The following is an 18,865-nucleotide window of genomic DNA, read 5'->3' on the forward strand; positions in this document are numbered from 1 at the left end:
GTCTTAAACATTTAACTCAATGAATAAGACTGTTTGATGTAATCATAATTAACCTTCTAATAAACTTTTGATTCCATTTCCACTTAAAACTAAAATATCGCCTTCTTCTAACACAGTCGCACCTTTTGGAACTAATATTTTATCTCCACGCTTTATCATTACAATCAAGATTTCTTCCGGAATATTTGCATCCATAATTGTTTTATTCAGCCACGGACTGTCTTTTTTGATTGTAACCTCTAATAAATCTGTATTAATGTCTCCTGTATAATCTGTGAAAGTCTTCAATACTTGGTGTTCATCTTCCGTTTCAACTAATCCTAGCAAAGTAGCCACTTTAGGGATAAGTGTTCCTTGAATCGAAACAGAAAATAAAGCAATGAAAAAGATAATATGGAAGATATCATTTTCTATCATAACTCCAAAAGTTATAGCAATAATCGCAAAGACAACCGATGCTGCCCCCCTTAATCCTACCCACGAGATAAACAACTTTTCCTTCATTGTAAATTTAAAAGGGCTAAGAATGGTAAACGTGGCTAATGGACGAGCAACTAATATCATAAACAACGAAATAGCAACTGCCTTCCCACTCACATACGGTAATTTAGATGGAAAAGACAATAAACCTAACATAAAAAATAATGCAATTTGCATAATCCAAGAGATTCCATCAAAAAAGTGAAACATACTTTTCTTACGAGGAATAACACTATTCCCAATAATTATTCCGGCTATATAGACGCTTAAATATCCATTTCCACCTAGATACTCACTTAATGCATACGAAAGAATGGCGATTGCTGTAACAAAAATGGTATAAAAACCTTCTATCTCAAACTTCGATCGTCGTAATAGATAAACCGTTCCCTTCGCACTAATAACTCCGATAATTCCACCTATTAAAACTTGTGTTAAAACACTACCTAATACCGTTCCAATGGTAAGGCTACTAGAACTTTTCATCATCGTAAGAATCAAAACTGTCATCATGTACGCTATTGGGTCATTACTTCCACTTTCAATTTCTAAAAGTGAGGCTAAAGATCCCTTTAAATTTAAACGTTGCGCCCTCAATACAGCAAAGACCGATGCCGCGTCAGTAGAAGAAACCACAGCACCAATTAATAAGCCTTCTAATAACGTTGTTTTTATAACAAAATGACAAAACAAACCGGTCAACCCCGCAGTCATCATGACTCCGAGTGTAGACATCATGATAGATGGGACAGCTACCGGTTTAGCCATCTTCCACTTGGTTCCGAATCCTCCATAAAACATAATAAAAACTAATGCCAAAGAACATAACTGACTCGTTAATTCATAATCATCAAAATAAATTCCAACAGGTCCATCTGATCCAAATAGCATCCCGAGTACCATAAATATAAGTAGCATCGGCACCCCAAACTTATACAATACTTTACTCGAAGTGATACAGATAATTAATACAATCCCACTAATTATCATTAATTCAGTCATAAATTCCCCCCTATATTAAATCATTAGATTCCGATAATCCTATCAATTTAATTTTACAACATTAAAGGATAAATTTTCTACTTAATCTTTATTTATCCATTTATAATCAAAAAACTAGACTCAAAATCTGAATCTAGTCTCATTATATATTTATTTTTTTCCTAGAAAATTTATGATAACGAAAACTATATTTTTAAACCTTATCTTGCGTCGGCATAAATAAAGGTGCTGGGAACCAGGAATGGATCAAATGATTGAATAACTCATCATCGACCAAATGCTGTCCAAAAGGTGAAAAGAATAGCTGCATCGCCTCAATATGGCTAAGCAACACATCACACTCTCCCTCAAACTTACTAACCGTTACCTCTCCATTTTCTACCGAAATGACAAACATACCGTAATCTAAAACTTCAAAACTTAACACCCCATCGATCAAATCAGCATAACTGGCTTTAAAATGTAACAACTGTGCAATAATCTCTTCATAATTCAACACATTAAACTGATAAGCGTGATGGAGCGTGACATCTTCTGCAACCTGAGTTAACTGTTTTATCTTTTGTTTCTCCCAAACAGGCAACTCAAAATTCACGAAATCCGCCTTATTGTTATGAATATAAGTTGCTAAAACACGAATATAATCCTCATCATTCTTAACAACTAACTCACTAATATAAGTATTTTCTTTGTTCACAACAACATAACCAATAAAATGATTACACTCATAAACAAAATAAACATTAAAATCCCAAGACCTTAACCAATCTAAAAAAACTGATTTTTCTCGAGTAACCTTAAACTGTGCTTTATTATAAAGCTCGTAGGCCTGTTCTATATCATCAGTTACTCCCTTAAAAATAAGATTTTCATTAACATAATGATTTAGTCTATATTTAATATTTTCATTATTTAACGTAAAAGAAAGTTTTTGCCCACAAGGCGTATATCCAAAATGTTCATAACGTTGTCTTTTTCCCCCTAAACAACTCAAATGGAATCCTTGTTCTTTCATATCTCCTAACGCCATATTCATTAACTGCTTCATATACCCACATCCTCGTGAATAAGGATGAACAGACACCGTACCGATACCAAAAACCTTTAACGTCTGACCTAAAACACTAAGCTCCATCGGAAATGCCCCTACTAAAGCCTTTATCTTTCCATTTTCCTTTACAAGATAGTGATATTCCATCATCTGATAATCTTTCTTATATAACTTAGGTAACAAACTTGGAAAATCAGTCTTGCCTCCATCATGACTAAATACATAGTTTGCAAAATCAACTACCTCATCAAAATCAGCTTCTGCTGCCTTTAAAAATTCAACCTTCATATTTACCCCCTATTTTCTATTTTTCCACTCCTTATATTCTTCCGGCATACACTTCGCACACGGTCTATAACCAGCCTTGATGGCAATCTCCTCATTTGCAAAAAATACTCTATGCTGTACATACTGTCCTTTTTCAATATATCTAGCTGCAGATTTACAATCTAATCGACCATATATTTTCAATCTTTTATGACCACCAAAGTTTCCCGGCACCTTACTTTCATATTCTTTTCCGCTAGAATCTACTAATCGATATATCTTTTCCATTGCATTTACGCCCCTTTATATATGTGAACATATACATACCTACTTGTGATACGGTTCATTATTATTAATACGGTACGTGCGATAAATTTGCTCAAGTAAAATTAATTTAAATAACTGATGTGGGAAAGTCATTTTTGAAAAACAAAGTTTGTAATTGGCACGTTTTTTAACATCATCTGATAATCCAAGAGATCCTCCGATAATAAACGCCACATTGCTATCACCACTTAGAGCTAAATTACTTAACTGTTTCGCAAATTGCTCAGAAGTCTTCATTTCTCCTTGTAAATCCATCGCAATTACATACATATTATCTTTAATCTTAGAAAGAATTTGCTTTCCTTCCTTATCCTTAATCAATTCCATCTCGCGCTCTGACGCATTATCAGGTGTTTTCTCATCTGGAACCTCAATCATCGTTAATTTACAATAACGTGATAAACGTTTAGAAAACTCATCAATTCCAAGTTTAATATACTTTTCCTTAATCTTTCCGACTGAAATAATCGTGATGTTCATATCATATCCTCCAATTCATAAAGAAATTCCCTGATTAACAGGGAATTTTATACGTTAAATCCTATTCGAAATCTTCCTCATCAGCCATCATTCCTTCGATAATTTTATAAACCGCTGAATGATTACAAAACTGACATTTTTCAGGTAACTCAACTTCCACTAAAATAGGTAATTTACCGTATTCATCTAAATAACGATCCATTGCTTCTTCAACATGCTCTAAACAAGTATACATTTATTATTCCTCCTTATAATTTAATCACCTTTGATGGATTCATCGGATAAGTCATATGTAAATTTAATTTATTCATATCAACATTTTCTTCTTTTAAAATATGGCGTACCGTCATTTCTGCCAAATCTGGTAAATTTGCATCCTGACTTAAATGTGCTAAATAAATATGTCTTGTTTTATCTCCGATTAACTGACTTAAAGCATAAGCAGAATCTTCATTCGATAAATGGCCACAATCATCCAAAATACGTTGCTTTAACGACCACGGACGATTACACATCTGTAACATCTCCACATTATGATTCGTTTCCATAATATAAGCATCTGCATTATGTAAAGTCTTTAAAATATCACCTGTAATATACCCTGTATCAGTAATATAAACTAGTACTTTTTCATCCTTTTTAATCATATATCCAACAGGATCAACAGCATCGTGAGATGTTCTAAATGGCATAATCATTAAATCATCAAATTCAGCCCATTCATTCTTCTCTAAAATCGTCGTTTTCTCAACACCTGGCTTAATAATCGCCTTGCGATGCATCTCATCAATTGTTTTAGCTGTTGCACAAACATTTAACTTCCATTTACGTGTACAAACACCAACACCTTTAATATGATCCCCATGCTCATGTGTAATAAAGATATGCTTAATTTTATTTTCGTCAAATCCACTTTTTTTAATCAATTCTTGTAATTTTTTTAATGATAAACCATTATCTATTAATATTGCTGTATTTTCTGTTTCAATAATCGTCGCATTTCCGACACTTCCGCTCGATAATACACATATTCTCATCATATCACCTTTTTCTCTAAAGAAACCTATATCTTAACCTTGATATTTATCTGATTATTCATTTTAACATGATTTATAACTTCTAATCCAGTGGTAACACATAGAAGCACTCAAAAATAAAAAAAAGTAAGTAGGCTATTGAAAGCCTACCTACTTTTTTTAATAAAAACTCATTGGATTAGGTGCATAACTCGGTTGGGATCCAGTATTGGTCCGTATCTCAAAATGAAGATGAGGACCTGTACTATTCCCCGTATTACCAGCCTTTCCAATTAATTGCCCTCCTGCCACAACTTGTCCAACAGATACATCAACCTTACTTAAATGAGCATAGCGAGTATAATATCCATTGTTATGATTAATCAAAATACTATATCCATAAGCCCCGTTCCAGCCAGCTTGAACGATAACCCCATTATCAGCTGCATAAACAGGCTGTCCCACATAAGCCGAAATATCTAAAGCATAATGACCACTATAGCATAAATAAGCACAGCTAATCGTATATCGTGATGTTGGCCATTTCCAATCCTTTGTCCCACGACTCGGAATTTCCTTCGTTCCCTTTACAACAATACGATTTTGAGCCTCATTTAGTACTTTTTCACTCAACTTTTCTTGAGAAACCTGTTCTCCATTAATATAGGACTCCTTGTAAGATGTCAGCTTAATACCATTATACCCTTCCTGCTCTGTATATGTTTCCCCCACAGGAAGATTTGGATCCTCTATCGTCTCAGTTATATACTCAATCACTTCTTGCTTTACAACTTCTTTTTCAACCTGAATTTGGACGGATTGCATCATCGGCGTAACATTAAATTTTTGCCCAACATAAGGTATCGCCTGGTTACTTAAAACACGATAATTTAATAATTTGAAATCATTATATTTCAAATCATTTAATGATGCCAAAGTTTCAATTGTACTATCATTTTCTAAAATACCTACTTTAACAGGATCTTTTTCGCCAGTTAAAATCAGATTTCCAATCTCCTGTTTAGTAACTAAATCATCAATATTACAAATAGAACTAGAATACTCAACACTTGGACTAAATTTAATTCCAATAACCTGTTCTCCTTCAGTCATCAGAGGTTCAATCTTTAAATTTGTATCCTTTACACGCTTTAAATCAGATTCAGAAATATATAACTGAAATAATGATTCAATCTCTTTTTCAACTTCAGTAACATCCTTTACGCACATATTAGCTGAACCAACTTTAACATAATATCCTTTTGTTTTAAACTTAACATTTTCATCAATATAATTGATGACTTCCTCATCTTTCGGAATATGCGGAATATATGTTACCTCTTGTTCAATTCGAACATTATCAGGAATAATTAAATCCTCTAATTTATAGTGATTTAGATAAGATTCAATCTTCTTTTCCTCATATTCTTCATATATTGCAATATCACTTAAAACACCTATCATCTGATCATTAACATAAACCCGATAAATAATCTGGCTTATATCCCCCGCATATGCAGATATAAGTGGTATAAAGCACAATATGATAAGAATAATACTCATTCCCCGTTTTTTCATCTTATCACTCTCATCTTCAGTTGGTATATTATACTAATATTTTACTTTAATCTAATCTCACTGTCAAAACACTTTCATGTCTAATAATGCGTTTATACAAATTAAAAAGGAGTACTATACAGTACTCCTCTGACTAAGATACAAATTATTTAATTACTTCTGCATTACGCATATATGGGCGTAAAACTTCTGGAATCACAATTGTTCCATCAGCTTGTTGGTAATTTTCAATAATTGCTGCAACAGTACGTCCAATAGCAAGACCAGAACCATTTAACGTATGAACGAACTCAGGTTTAGCTTTAGCATCACGACGGAATTTAATATTTGCGCGACGTGCTTGGAAATCTTCAAAGTTAGAACAAGAAGAAATCTCTTTATATGCATTATAAGATGGTAACCATACTTCGATATCATATGTCTTAGCAGCAGAGAATCCGATATCTCCAGTACATAATTCGATAACACGGTAAGGTAACCCTAATAACTGTAATACTTTTTCAGCATTAGCAGTTAAACTTTCTAATTCTTGATAAGAATCTTCAGGTTTAACGAATTTCACTAATTCAACTTTATTGAATTGATGTTGACGGATAATACCACGAGTATCACGTCCAGCAGAACCTGCCTCAGCACGGAAACATGGGCTATAAGCTGTATATTTAATTGGTAATTGATCAGCACTTAAAATTTCATCACGATGTAAGTTAGTAACTGGTACTTCAGCAGTTGGAATTAAGAAATAATCACTATCTACTAATTTAAATGCATCATCTTCGAACTTTGGTAATTGCCCTGTTCCAGTCATACTTGCACGATTAACAATAACTGGAGGTAGAATTTCAGTATATCCATGATCACCAGTATGTAAATCTAACATAAAGCTAATTAAAGCACGCTCTAAACGAGCTCCTAATCCTTTATAAACTGCAAAACGGCTACCAGTGATTTTTCCTGCACGTTCAAAATCAATGATATCTAAGTCAGTTACTAAATCCCAGTGAGCTTTTGGTTCAAAATCAAATTTAGTTGGTTCTCCATATTTACGGATTTCAACATTATCATTTTCATCCTTACCTACAGCTATTGTTCCACATGGAACATTTGGAGTTCCTAATAAAATATTTTTAATTTCTTCATCAATCACACGTAATTGCTCATCTAATTGTTTAACTGTCTCACCAACACCATCCATTTGGCTTAATAATTCAGTTACATCCTTTTTTTCACGTTTATATTGACCAATTAATTTTGAAGTTTCATTACGTTTAGACTTTAATTGTTCAACTTCTAAGATGATTTCTTTACGTTTTTCATCTAATTCAGCAATTTTATTTAAATAGCTAAAATCACCACCACGTGTTTCGAGACGTTTAATTGTACCTTGTAAATCTTCACGTACTAATTTTAAATCTAACATGTCAATTCCTCCTAATATGATTTAGCATCAATTCAATCATCAACATCCCATTTCAGTTCAAAGATTTAAAAGAAAATAAAAAAATCTCGTCCCTGAATTAGGGACGAGATTAACCCGCGTTGCCACCCTAGTTGCCTCTTGTTCCACGTGGAACAATTTAGAGACCCCTTACAAAGATAACGGTTATACCGTGAATAAATACTCATCAATGACTTTCTTCATTCCGCTCCTAGGTTGATTCTTAATCTCCTATACATCAGTTTACACCAACCACTGACTCTCTATGCTATAGAAAGAAAATTACTAATCCTAATCAATGCTTTATTATTTACTTGTAATATAACACTATACATTTTTTTTGTCAATATTATATCAGAAGCAGTAGTTTTTTACATTTAATACTGCTTCTATAGGTTTATCTATTGATATGAATTCTGACATCACATATGTACATTAGTTTATATTATTATGTCTCATTAAATTTAATTATATGCGCATAAGACCTATTGTTTATTCTTTTTCTTCTAATAAAATTTCTGAAGCTTCGGTATTTTCAACCTTTTCAGTTGCTAATTCCTCTGTATGCTCTTCTTCATGTTCAACAAGTGCCACACTTGATACAAATTGATCATCAGTTAATCGAATTAACGTTACCCCTTGTGTTGCACGTCCTGTTTGTGAAATTTGGCTAATCGGTGTACGAATAATAATACCTTTATTCGTTACAATTAATAAATCTTCTTCACCTGTTACAGTTTTCATTGCAACTAATGAACCATTTTTATCTGTAATATTAATTGTTTTAACACCTTTTCCACCACGGCTAGTTTTACGATATTCACTAATTGGAGTACGTTTTCCAAATCCTTTTTCAGAAACAATTAAAATTTCTTGATCCTCAGTTACGATTTCCATTCCAACTGCAACTTCTCCCTCTTCAAGGTTAATTCCTCGAACTCCGGCAGCTGTACGTCCCATTGAACGAACTTGATCTTCCTCAAACCATACTAATTTACCACCACTTGATGCGATAACAATATCATTTGAACCAGTTGTTTTTCTGACTCCAATTAACTCATCATCTTCACGCAATGATAAAGCAATTAAACCATTTGTTCTAATATTACCAAATGCTGATAACGTTGTACGTTTAACGACTCCGGTACGAGTTGCAAAGAATAAGAACTCATTCTCATTGAACTCTTTAACTGGAATAATCGCACTAATTTCCTCATCTTGTGCAATTTCAATAATATTGACAATCGGTAATCCTTTAGCTGTTCTACCATATTCTGGAATAGTATAAGCTTTCTTCTGATATACCTTACCTTTATTCGTGAAGAATAATAAATAATCATGCGTAGAAGTTGATAGCAACTCTTTTACATAATCATCATCATGAGTTCCCATACCTTGGACACCACGTCCTCCACGGTTTTGAGAACGATATGTTGAGATAGGTTGGCGTTTAATATATCCATTATTCGTTAATGTGATAATGACTTGTTCTTCTGGAATTAAATCTTCATCCTCAATATCAAAATCAGAACCACGAACAATCTCAGTACGACGATCATCACCATGCTTAATCATTACTTCTGTTAACTCATCGCGGATAATACCATGTACACGATACTCATTAGCTAAAATATCTTTTAAATCAGCAATTAAAGTCACTAAATTTTGATATTCATCCTCAATTTTGTCACGTTCTAAACCTGTTAAACGACGTAAACGCATCTCAAGAATTGCTTTACCTTGACGTTCAGAGAATGAGAATTCTGAAATTAAGTTATTTAATGCTTCCTCATCATTTGAAGAACCACGAATAATTGCAATAATACGATCAATATGATCAAGCGCAATACGGAATCCTTCTAAAATATGAGCACGATCTTCTGCTTTATTTAAATCAAATTGCGTACGGCGTACAATAACTTCTACCTGATGTTTGATATACGCTGCAATAATCTCTTTTAAGTTTAATACTTTAGGTTGCCCATCTTGAAGAGCTAACATATTAATTCCGTAAGAAACTTGTAATTGAGTTAATTTGAATAAGTTATTTAACATAACCTGTGGATTAACATCCTTACGCAATTCAATAACAATTCGAGTTCCTTCACGGTTAGACTCATTACGTAAATCTGTAATTCCATCTAAACGTTTCTCCTTAACTAACTCAGCAATTTTTTCAATTAAACGTTCACGGTTAACTTGGTAAGGAATTTCAGTTACTAAAATTGAATATTTCCCACCATGACCTTCGATAATTTCACATTTTGAACGCATCATAATTGAACCATTACCAGTTTCATAAGCGTTACGGATACCTTTAGTCCCTAAAATTAAAGCCCCTGTTGGTAAATCCGGCCCTTTAATATGTTCCATTAATCCTAAAACATCGATTTCTGGATTCTCCATATAAGCTAAACAGGCGTTAATCACCTCTGTTAAGTTATGTGGAGGAATATTGGTAGCCATACCTACTGCAATCCCAGTTGTACCATTAACTAATAAACTTGGAAAACGTGCTGGTAGAACAACTGGCTCATGTTCTTCACCATCAAAGTTAGGTTGGAAATCAATCGTATTTTTATTAATATCACGCATCATTTCCATCGCAAGTTTTGACATTCTTGCTTCTGTATAACGCATTGCGGCTGCTCCGTCACCATCGATAGAACCAAAGTTTCCGTGACCGTCAACTAAAGGATAACGATAACTAAAATCTTGTGCCATACGTACCATGGCATCATAAACAGACGAGTCCCCATGAGGATGGTACTTGGCAATTACGTCCCCGACGATACGGGCAGACTTTTTATATGGTTTATCACTGTGCATTCCTAAATCATTCATCGAATATAATATACGACGATGTACAGGTTTTAAACCGTCACGAACATCCGGTAAAGCACGCGATACAATAACACTCATTGCATAATCAATGAATGAAGTTTTCATTTCTTTTGCTATGTTATGTGGTTTAACTTGATCATATCCAGACATTTTCGTTCCTCCTTATAGATGTTGCTTCAAATTAGAAATCAAGATTTGTTACGTACTTAGCATTAGCATCTATAAATTCTCGACGTGGCTCTACACGATCACCCATTAACATATCAAAAATTTCATCGGCTTCAACAGCATCATCAAGAGTAACTTGTAATAACGTACGTACTTCAGGATCCATTGTTGTTTCCCATAATTGTTCAGCATTCATTTCTCCAAGCCCTTTGTAACGTTGAACATTAGGACGAGGTGTTGCTGATAATGTTTCCATAACAGCTTCTAATTCTTCTTGTGAATAAGCATACTCAATTCGTTTTCCTTGAGAGATTTTGAATAGAGGAGGTTGTGCAATATAAACATATCCATTCTCGATTAATGGTCTCATATAACGATAGAAGAACGTTAATAATAACGTACGAATATGAGCTCCATCGACATCGGCATCGGTCATGATAACAACTTTATGATAACGAGCTTTCTCGATATCAAATTCATCTCCAACACCCGTTCCAATCGCATGAATCATACTTTTAATCTCATTATTTGCATAAACTTTATCAATACGTGCTTTTTCAACGTTTAAAACTTTCCCGCGTAGAGGTAAAATTGCCTGGAATTTATTATCTCGACCTTGTTTAGCAGATCCTCCGGCAGAGTCCCCTTCGACAATGAATAACTCAGAAATATTAGCATCACGTGATTGGCAATCGGCTAACTTACTCTTGAACCCTAAAGACTCAAGTGGTGATTTACGACGAACCATCTCACGAGCACGTTTTGCTGCCATACGAGCACGTGCTGCCATTAAAGACTTATCTAAAATTAATTTTGCAGCCTGTGGATTTTCCATTAAGAAACGTTCAAATCCTTCAGAGAACACATTATCAGCAATACGACGAACTTCACTATTACCAAGCTTCGTTTTCGTTTGCCCTTCGAACTGTGGATCTGGATGTTTTGCTGAAATAATCGCAGTTAATCCTTCTCGGATATCCTCACCGATTAAAGCATCATCACCTTTTAATAAGTTTGCCTTTTTAGCATAACTATTAATAATACGCGTTAATGCAGCACGGAACCCAGCTTCATGTGTTCCACCTTCATGAGTATTAATATTATTAGCAAATGAATAAATATTTCCTGCAACACCAGTGTTATACTGCATAGCAATTTCAACACTAATTCCGTCACGTTCTCCTTCAACATAAATAACATCTTCATGAATAACTTCTTTATTTTTATTTAAGAAGCTTACATACTCACTAATTCCACCTTCAAAATGGAACTCATGTCGTTGTGGTTTTTCAGAACGTAAATCTTCTAATGTAATTTTTAACCCTTTATTTAAAAATGCTAATTCACGAATACGATTTCTTAAAATATCATAATCATAAACCGTTGTTTCAGTAAAAATTTCTGGATCTGGTTTAAATTTAACTTCAGTTCCAGTTGTATCCGATTCTCCAATCACATGTAATTCATTCATTGGAGTTCCTTTTTCAAATGATTGGAAATACTTTTTCCCATTGCGGCTAACTGTAACTTCTAAATATTCTGATAAGGCATTAACAACAGAAGCACCTACACCATGTAGCCCCCCTGATACCTTATAACCGCCACCACCAAATTTACCACCGGCGTGTAACACAGTATAAACTGTTTCAACTGTTGATTTACCTGTTTGCTTATGAACATCGACTGGAATCCCACGACCATTATCTTTTACGATAATTTCGTTATTTTCTGTGATAGCTACATTGATTTCTGTACAATATCCTGCTAAGGCCTCATCGATAGAGTTATCCACAATCTCCCACACTAAATGATGTAATCCGCGTCCACTTGTTGAACCGATATACATCCCAGGGCGTTTTCGAACGGCTTCAAGCCCTTCTAAGACTTGAATATTACTAGCATCATACTGCTGTGTTGTCGTTTCTTGAGTCATACTTATCACCTATCCTAATCTCAGCATTATTAATCGTAAATATATCTGCTAATTCTATTACTTCATCGTCGATACCATCAATATTCGTCGTTGTAATAAAAGTTTGAACCTTGTTTTTAATTGTATTAAGCAATTGAGTTTGACGAGTATCATCTAACTCACTTAAAACATCATCTAACAATAAAATGGGATACTCATGTAAAACTGAATAAATCAACTCAATCTCGGCAAGTTTCATCGACAATGATGCAGTACGTTGCTGCCCCTGTGATCCAAATTGATGGGTATTAATCCCGTTAATTGAAACACTAAAATCATCGCGGTGAGGTCCTAAATTAGTTGATCCTAGCTGAATATCCTGATCATATAACTCTCTATACTTTTGTAAAATAGATTCTTCATCCAATTCTATATTTTTAAACGAATTGATGTAGTCTAATTGAATCTCTTCTTTTTGTTTTGAAATTTCTCCATGAACATCTTTGCAAAATGATTCCAATTGCTTTAAAAACTCAATGCGTTTATTCAAAACATAAACAGCATGTGGAACCAACTGCTCAGTTATAACATCCAGTAACAACTCATTCTGGCGATTTATACGAAGCTGTTTTAACAACTCATTACGTTGTTTTAAAAGCTTTGAATATTGTCCTAAATGAAAAAGATATGATGGCGATAACTGTCCAATCTCCATATCCATGAATCGTCTTCGATATTGAGGGCCACCTTTTACTAAAGATAAATCTTCGGGAGCAAACATAACAACAATTAACTTACCTACATAGTCGCTCAATTTCTTTTGAACAATACCATTGTAGCTAGCTTTTTTGCCCTTTTTAGAAAGGACTAGGGATAAAGAAAAGTCATCTTGTTCGCGTTTAATATCGGCCTCAATACGGGCAAAATCGGTACCAAATAAAATAAGCTGAGAATCTTTACTCGTTCGATGGGATTTCGTCGTGGAGAGAACATACATCGACTCAATCAAACTCGTTTTCCCCTGTGCATTATTTCCAATAATAATATTGATGTTCTTCTTAAACTCTACACAAGCATTCTCATAATTTCTAAATTGTTTCACAACTAGTTTTTTAATAAACAAAAGAATCTTCCTATCTACTCAGCGACAATGACAAATTCGCCAACTTCATCAATTACAATCACGTCACCTGGATAAAGTTTTCGTCCACGACGATTATCACGTTCATTGTTAATATAGACTGGAATTTCTTCTAAGAAGAACTTTACATTTCCTCCACTTTCAATGATGTTTTCAAACTTCAAAAACTGTCCTAGAGTAATGTACTCGCTCGTAATAAATACTTCAGTTTGCATGTTTAATCACCTTTTTCTTTCTATATATATTATAGCATATTTTACATTTTTTTAACACGTCATTCCAAAATAAAAAGCGTTGAAATCAGTGATTTCAACGCTTTTTTTTAGTTACTGCAAACCTAACTTTTACAGTACAATTTTATTCATTTACAGCTTCACTTGCAGAGACTAAAACTTTCTTAATTTTCTTCTTAAATTCAGGTCTTGGCATCATCAAAGTGCGTTCACAATGGCAACATTTAATCTTAATATCTGCCCCTAAACGAATCACTTGCCAACGATTTGTCCCACAAGGATGTTGTTTCTTCATTTCAACAATATCATTAAGTCCAAATACAATATTATTCATTGACTGCATTGCCTCCATTATGTTGGTATACAACCATGCGTGGGAATGGAATTTCAATCCCTTTTTCATCAAAAGTTAGTTTGATTATCTTACGTAATTCACGTTGAATATGCCACTGTGTCGTCGGCTGTACTTCAGCGATCATACGAATAACCACTTCAGATGCCCCAAGTTCTTGTACCCCAAGTACTACTGGTCTTTTAATAATCTCATCATATAAATCAAATGTACGCGTCGCAACTTCTTCAAGTGTAGATAAAGCTTTATTTAAATCCGCTTCATAAGCTACACTAATATCAACAACTGCTTGCCCATTTGAAATGGAATGATTAATAACTTTATTAATATTACCATTTGGAATAATAACTGTTTCTCCTGTTAAAACGCGTATCTTAACAGAACGTAATCCAATCTCAACAACTGTACCTGTTGCTCCATCAACTTCAATAAAATCTCCCACTGAGAATAAATCTTCAAACACAATGAAAAATCCCATTGCAATATCGTCAAGCATACTTTTAGCAGCAAATGCAAAGACAACTGCAAAACTTCCTGTCCCTACTAATAATGTTTGAATCGGAACAAATACACCTAAAACGGCAATTAATCCTATAATATTAATCATATAACGCCAAATATTTAAAACAAGACTCTCAAGTGTCCCTTTACGACGATTCGTTCCACCTGTCATCTTTTGTAATTTATCGATATTAACAGCGAATGCACGCTTAATAATATTCTTACCAATGCGACGAACAATTGATAAAACAATGATAATCGCAATCACAGTAAAAATATCAAAAGCAAATTGAACTAAAAATTCTTCAATTTTGTCCATTGAAAAGAATTTAGCAATACCATCTGCTGTTGACATTGCTTGCTCTAAATTAGTTAAAAATAAATTCAATTCTATCGTTCCTTACTATTATAATTCTATACCCATTATCTCGAGTAAATGATTTAAGTTATCAAGATCATTATAGTTAATAATAATCTGACCCTTACCTTGTTTTTCTTTAATTTTAACTTTCGTTCCGAAATAAGACTCTAGATTCGTTTTAACATAATCTAGATGTGGATTTAATACTTTCGTTACTTTCTTTTCTATTTCCGGTTGATTAATTGACGCGTCTTTAATTAAATCTTCTAATTCACGAACTGAAATTTGTTTTTCTTTAATAACATTCGCAAATTTAATGATTAAATCTTCATCTTTTAATCCAGCTAAAACTTTTCCATGTCCTACTGAAATTATATTATTTTCAATATCATCTTGAACAACACGTGGTAATTGTAATAAGCGCATCGTATTTGCAATATAAGCACGACTTTTTCCAATACGTTCAGCTAATCTTTCTTGTGTTAAATCTAACTTTTGCATCAACATTTTATAAGCTTCCGCTTCTTCAATTGCCGTTAAATCTTCACGTTGTAAGTTTTCAATTAAAGCATATTCCATCATTAAATGATCGTTAAATTCACGAACAATAGCTGGAATCGTTTGAAGATTTGCTTTTTGTGCAGCCCTAAAACGACGTTCCCCTGCAATAATGATGTAACCTTTAATGTCTTTTTTAACAATAATCGGCTGAAATACTCCATGCTCTTTAATCGAAAGAGCTAATTCATTAATCTTAGTCTCATCAAAATATTTACGTGGTTGATAAGGATTTGGACGAAGTGTTTTCACATCTAACTGCTGAACAACTTCTCCTTCTTTTACTTGCTCAAAAGATTCAATACTTTCAATATCATGTTCTTGAAATAAGGCACCTAAACCTCTTCCTAATCTATTAGTCGACATTGTTCTTAACCACCTCTTTAGCTAAATCAACATAAAATTGAGCAGCAGACGATTTTTCATCATAGGCAATAATTGATTTTCCAAACGATGGTGCTTCACTTAAACGAACCAAACGTGGAATAATCGTATTAAAAACTTTTTCTTTAAAATATAGTTTTACTTCGTTAATAACATCAAGTCCTAAACGAGTACGACGGTCAAGCATCGTTAATAAAACACCTTCGATTGATAAATTTCGATTTAAACGTCTTTGAACAATACGAATTGTATTTAATAACTGCGTTAATCCCTCTAATGCATAATATTCACATTGAACTGGAATTAATGTCGAATCTGCGGCAGATAACGCATTAATAGTTAGTAATCCAAGTGAAGGTGGACAATCAATGATAATGTAATCAAAATAATCTTTTACCTGCTCTAATTTCGGCAATAATTTAAACTCACGTTCTTTTTCCATTACAATCATCGCTTCAAATCCCGCTAATTCCTGTGAAGATGGAATTAAAAATAAATTTTCTTCATTTGTTTTTAAAATTACCTGATTTGTTGGTATCTCATCAACTAATAAATCAAACACAGTTAACTCAGCATCACCTTTATAAACCCCAATTCCTGTAGAAGCGTTAGCTTGGGGATCCATATCGACAAGTAAAACTTTATGTCCCAAGTGAGCCAACGATGCTGATAAGTTAATACTAGATGTCGTCTTACCAACTCCACCTTTTTGGTTCGTTATAGCGATAATTTTCCCCATATTAACCCTCCTAAAGTCATACTTGTTAATATTTTACCATGAAATGATATTATATTAAAAATAAATTTTAGCAGATAATTGTGTATTTTGTGATTTTTATAATACATAAAATCTTATCTTGTAGATATATAGGATTATTATAAACAATACCTAATTTTTTATCAAAAAATGGCGTCTAATTTGTCCACCTGTGAATAACTCTACATTCAAAATAAATCTACAAATAACTTGCCCAAAATCATTAACTTTACAATAAAAGATATTTAGTATTCACTTTTCAAAATTTATAGCCCATTTTTACTATTAAACTCAAACTTACAACTTTTTCCCCTAATTATTAATAGAAAAAAAAACAGGATGAATAATCCTGTTTTTTTTTCTATTAATGTTTATTTTTAGGAAGGGAAATTTTAATCACATAAGAATCCTCTAATTCTTCTGTTTCATGAGCAACTTTCATTCCTGTTTTTTCAACCATCATAATTGCTTGTTTAAACGTATTCATTGCAATACGATAATCTCTTGGAACACGAGAAATTGTTTTTGGCTTCGTCGGCTTTTGAACTGGATTTAATGTCTCATCAATTAAACGTTCTGTTTCTGATACATTTAAATCCTTTTCAATCACTTTATTTAATAACTCTAACTGTAACTCTTCCTCTTTTACCACTAATAATGCACGTGCGTGACGTTCCGTAATTTTACGTTCTAAAACAGCCTGTTGCACCGTTTCAGATAAATTTAATAAACGAATTTTATTAGCAACCGTCGATTGAGATTTTCCCATCTGTTTTGCTAAAGTCGCCTGCGTAATACCATGTAAATCAATTAACTGTTTGTAAGCTAAAGCTTCCTCGATTGCCGTTAAATCTTCACGTTGAATATTTTCAACAATCGCAATTGATGCTGATTTTTTATCATCATAATCACGAATAATAGCAGGAACTTTATCTAATCCAATTAATTTTGATGCACGATAACGTCGTTCTCCGGCGATAATTTCATATCCATCTTTTAATTTTCTTACCACGATTGGTTGAATAACCCCGTGTTCCCTAATTGATTCTGATAATTCCAAAATCTTTTCGTCATTAAAAATATTTCGTGGTTGATATTTATTCGGAACAATTTTTGCAATAGGTAATTGAGTTACTTCATCTTTTACTTGATTGTGCGAGTCATCTTTCGAAAAAAAGCTAAACACCCTATGTCCCCCTTATAGTAAAATAAAAAAAGAATTAATGTTTAAATTATAACGTATTTTTCTTCTTTTTTCTATCATTTATAAAGTCTTGTCCTGACAACTGACAGTTAATGCTATTTTATTGGCTTATTTTTAATCTGCCCGTATGCTCTTGGATACTTGTTTGGTGTCTTTTTGTATTTTTTTGTATAAATATTAGTTCGAGTTCCCGCTTCTTCGGGTAACTCAATATGTTTGACTTCAATGATTTCCACACCAAATGTTTCTAATGCTTTTTTAGATTCTTTTAATTCTTCATCACCTGTTTGACCTTTTAGAGCAATAAAGAATCCACCCTCTTTAACTAAAGGCACACATAACTCAGATAAAACATTTAATCTTGCAACCGCACGTGCTGTTACAATATCAAACGATTCACGATGTTTATCTGCATATTCTTCAGCACGTGAATGATAAGCCTTGATATTTTGAAGCTTTGTTTCCGCAATAACATGATTTAAAAAGTTCACACGTTTTCCTAGGGAATCGACTAAATCCATCTTTAAATGTGGATAAACGATTTTCACCGGTAAAGCTGGGAATCCTGCTCCAGATCCAACATCACATAAAGATTCACACTTGTGGATATCTTTAAACATTAAAAATGCAAGTAACGAATCATAGAAATGTTTTAAATAAACTTCATTAACTTCAGTTATTCCAGTTAAATTCATTTTTTCATTCCATTCAACTAATAATTCAAAATAACGATGTAATTGCCATTTTTGCTCTTCCGTTAACTCAATTCCAAATTCTTTTAATGCCTCATAAAATTGTTGTGGTGTCATTA

The 18,865-nt window shown here is 33.3% G+C and carries 18 protein-coding genes and 1 other annotated feature; all 18 genes read right to left on the bottom strand.

Features of this window, described 5'->3' with window-relative positions; genetic code table 11:
* Window positions 1-48 precede the first annotated feature (48 nt).
* Window positions 49-1,482: a potassium/proton antiporter gene (locus HLK68_RS04975; RefSeq protein ID WP_006785398.1), complete on the bottom strand. Its 1,434-nt coding sequence runs from the start codon at window positions 1,480-1,482 to the stop codon at window positions 49-51.
* Window positions 1,483-1,675: 193 nt separating this feature from the next.
* On the bottom strand, window positions 1,676-2,821 hold the full coding sequence (locus tag HLK68_RS04980; RefSeq protein WP_006785399.1) for a GNAT family N-acetyltransferase: 1,146 nt from the start codon (window positions 2,819-2,821) through the stop codon (window positions 1,676-1,678).
* A 9-nt stretch (window positions 2,822-2,830) separates the two neighbouring features.
* A complete protein-coding gene (locus HLK68_RS04985; RefSeq protein WP_006785400.1) occupies window positions 2,831-3,088 on the bottom strand; it encodes an Ada metal-binding domain-containing protein in 258 nt (85 codons plus the stop codon).
* 39 nt (window positions 3,089-3,127) lie between these two features.
* Window positions 3,128-3,607: a 23S rRNA (pseudouridine(1915)-N(3))-methyltransferase RlmH gene (rlmH, locus tag HLK68_RS04990; protein WP_006785401.1), complete on the bottom strand. Its 480-nt coding sequence runs from the start codon at window positions 3,605-3,607 to the stop codon at window positions 3,128-3,130.
* 61 nt (window positions 3,608-3,668) lie between these two features.
* The gene (locus HLK68_RS04995; protein ID WP_006785402.1) at window positions 3,669-3,842 is read right to left on the bottom strand and encodes a CxxH/CxxC protein; all 174 of its coding nucleotides are present in this window, start codon (window positions 3,840-3,842) and stop codon (window positions 3,669-3,671) included.
* Window positions 3,843-3,855: 13 nt separating this feature from the next.
* A complete protein-coding gene (locus HLK68_RS05000) occupies window positions 3,856-4,644 on the bottom strand; it encodes an MBL fold metallo-hydrolase (protein WP_006785403.1) in 789 nt (262 codons plus the stop codon).
* A 159-nt stretch (window positions 4,645-4,803) separates the two neighbouring features.
* The gene (locus HLK68_RS05005; RefSeq protein ID WP_009606420.1) at window positions 4,804-6,201 is read right to left on the bottom strand and encodes a peptidoglycan DD-metalloendopeptidase family protein; all 1,398 of its coding nucleotides are present in this window, start codon (window positions 6,199-6,201) and stop codon (window positions 4,804-4,806) included.
* 145 nt (window positions 6,202-6,346) lie between these two features.
* Window positions 6,347-7,621 (bottom strand): serine--tRNA ligase, encoded by a 1,275-nt coding sequence (gene serS, locus HLK68_RS05010; protein ID WP_006785405.1) that lies wholly within the window; start codon window positions 7,619-7,621, stop codon window positions 6,347-6,349.
* A 96-nt stretch (window positions 7,622-7,717) separates the two neighbouring features.
* Window positions 7,718-7,947, bottom strand: a binding site (T-box leader).
* Between the two features lie 184 nt (window positions 7,948-8,131).
* The gene (gyrA, locus tag HLK68_RS05015) at window positions 8,132-10,633 is read right to left on the bottom strand and encodes a DNA gyrase subunit A (RefSeq protein ID WP_006785406.1); all 2,502 of its coding nucleotides are present in this window, start codon (window positions 10,631-10,633) and stop codon (window positions 8,132-8,134) included.
* A 31-nt stretch (window positions 10,634-10,664) separates the two neighbouring features.
* On the bottom strand, window positions 10,665-12,584 hold the full coding sequence (gene gyrB, locus HLK68_RS05020; protein WP_006785407.1) for a DNA topoisomerase (ATP-hydrolyzing) subunit B: 1,920 nt from the start codon (window positions 12,582-12,584) through the stop codon (window positions 10,665-10,667).
* Complete coding sequence (recF, locus tag HLK68_RS05025) at window positions 12,553-13,686, bottom strand: DNA replication/repair protein RecF (protein WP_006785408.1); 1,134 nt, start codon at window positions 13,684-13,686, stop codon at window positions 12,553-12,555. The genes gyrB and recF overlap by 32 nt, the downstream gene beginning before the upstream one ends.
* A gap of 14 nt (window positions 13,687-13,700) precedes the next feature.
* On the bottom strand, window positions 13,701-13,919 hold the full coding sequence (yaaA, locus tag HLK68_RS05030) for a S4 domain-containing protein YaaA (protein WP_006785409.1): 219 nt from the start codon (window positions 13,917-13,919) through the stop codon (window positions 13,701-13,703).
* Between the two features lie 142 nt (window positions 13,920-14,061).
* Window positions 14,062-14,271 (bottom strand): DUF951 domain-containing protein, encoded by a 210-nt coding sequence (locus HLK68_RS05035; protein WP_006785410.1) that lies wholly within the window; start codon window positions 14,269-14,271, stop codon window positions 14,062-14,064.
* Window positions 14,264-15,178, bottom strand: coding sequence for a mechanosensitive ion channel family protein (locus tag HLK68_RS05040; RefSeq protein ID WP_006785411.1), 915 nt, complete (start codon window positions 15,176-15,178; stop codon window positions 14,264-14,266). Before HLK68_RS05040 ends, HLK68_RS05035 begins: the two co-directional genes overlap by 8 nt.
* Window positions 15,179-15,196: 18 nt before the next feature.
* A complete protein-coding gene (locus HLK68_RS05045) occupies window positions 15,197-16,075 on the bottom strand; it encodes a ParB/RepB/Spo0J family partition protein (protein WP_006785412.1) in 879 nt (292 codons plus the stop codon).
* Window positions 16,065-16,832: a ParA family protein gene (locus tag HLK68_RS05050; protein ID WP_006785413.1), complete on the bottom strand. Its 768-nt coding sequence runs from the start codon at window positions 16,830-16,832 to the stop codon at window positions 16,065-16,067. The genes HLK68_RS05045 and HLK68_RS05050 overlap by 11 nt, the downstream gene beginning before the upstream one ends.
* Window positions 16,833-17,214: 382 nt before the next feature.
* Window positions 17,215-18,036, bottom strand: coding sequence for a nucleoid occlusion protein (gene noc / locus HLK68_RS05055; protein WP_009607226.1), 822 nt, complete (start codon window positions 18,034-18,036; stop codon window positions 17,215-17,217).
* Between the two features lie 113 nt (window positions 18,037-18,149).
* On the bottom strand, window positions 18,150-18,863 hold the full coding sequence (gene rsmG, locus HLK68_RS05060; RefSeq protein ID WP_006784016.1) for a 16S rRNA (guanine(527)-N(7))-methyltransferase RsmG: 714 nt from the start codon (window positions 18,861-18,863) through the stop codon (window positions 18,150-18,152).
* Window positions 18,864-18,865 lie beyond the last annotated feature (2 nt).

The organism is Turicibacter sanguinis, assembly GCF_013046825.1.
GTDB lineage: Bacteria > Bacillota_I > Bacilli_A > MOL361 > Turicibacteraceae > Turicibacter > Turicibacter sanguinis.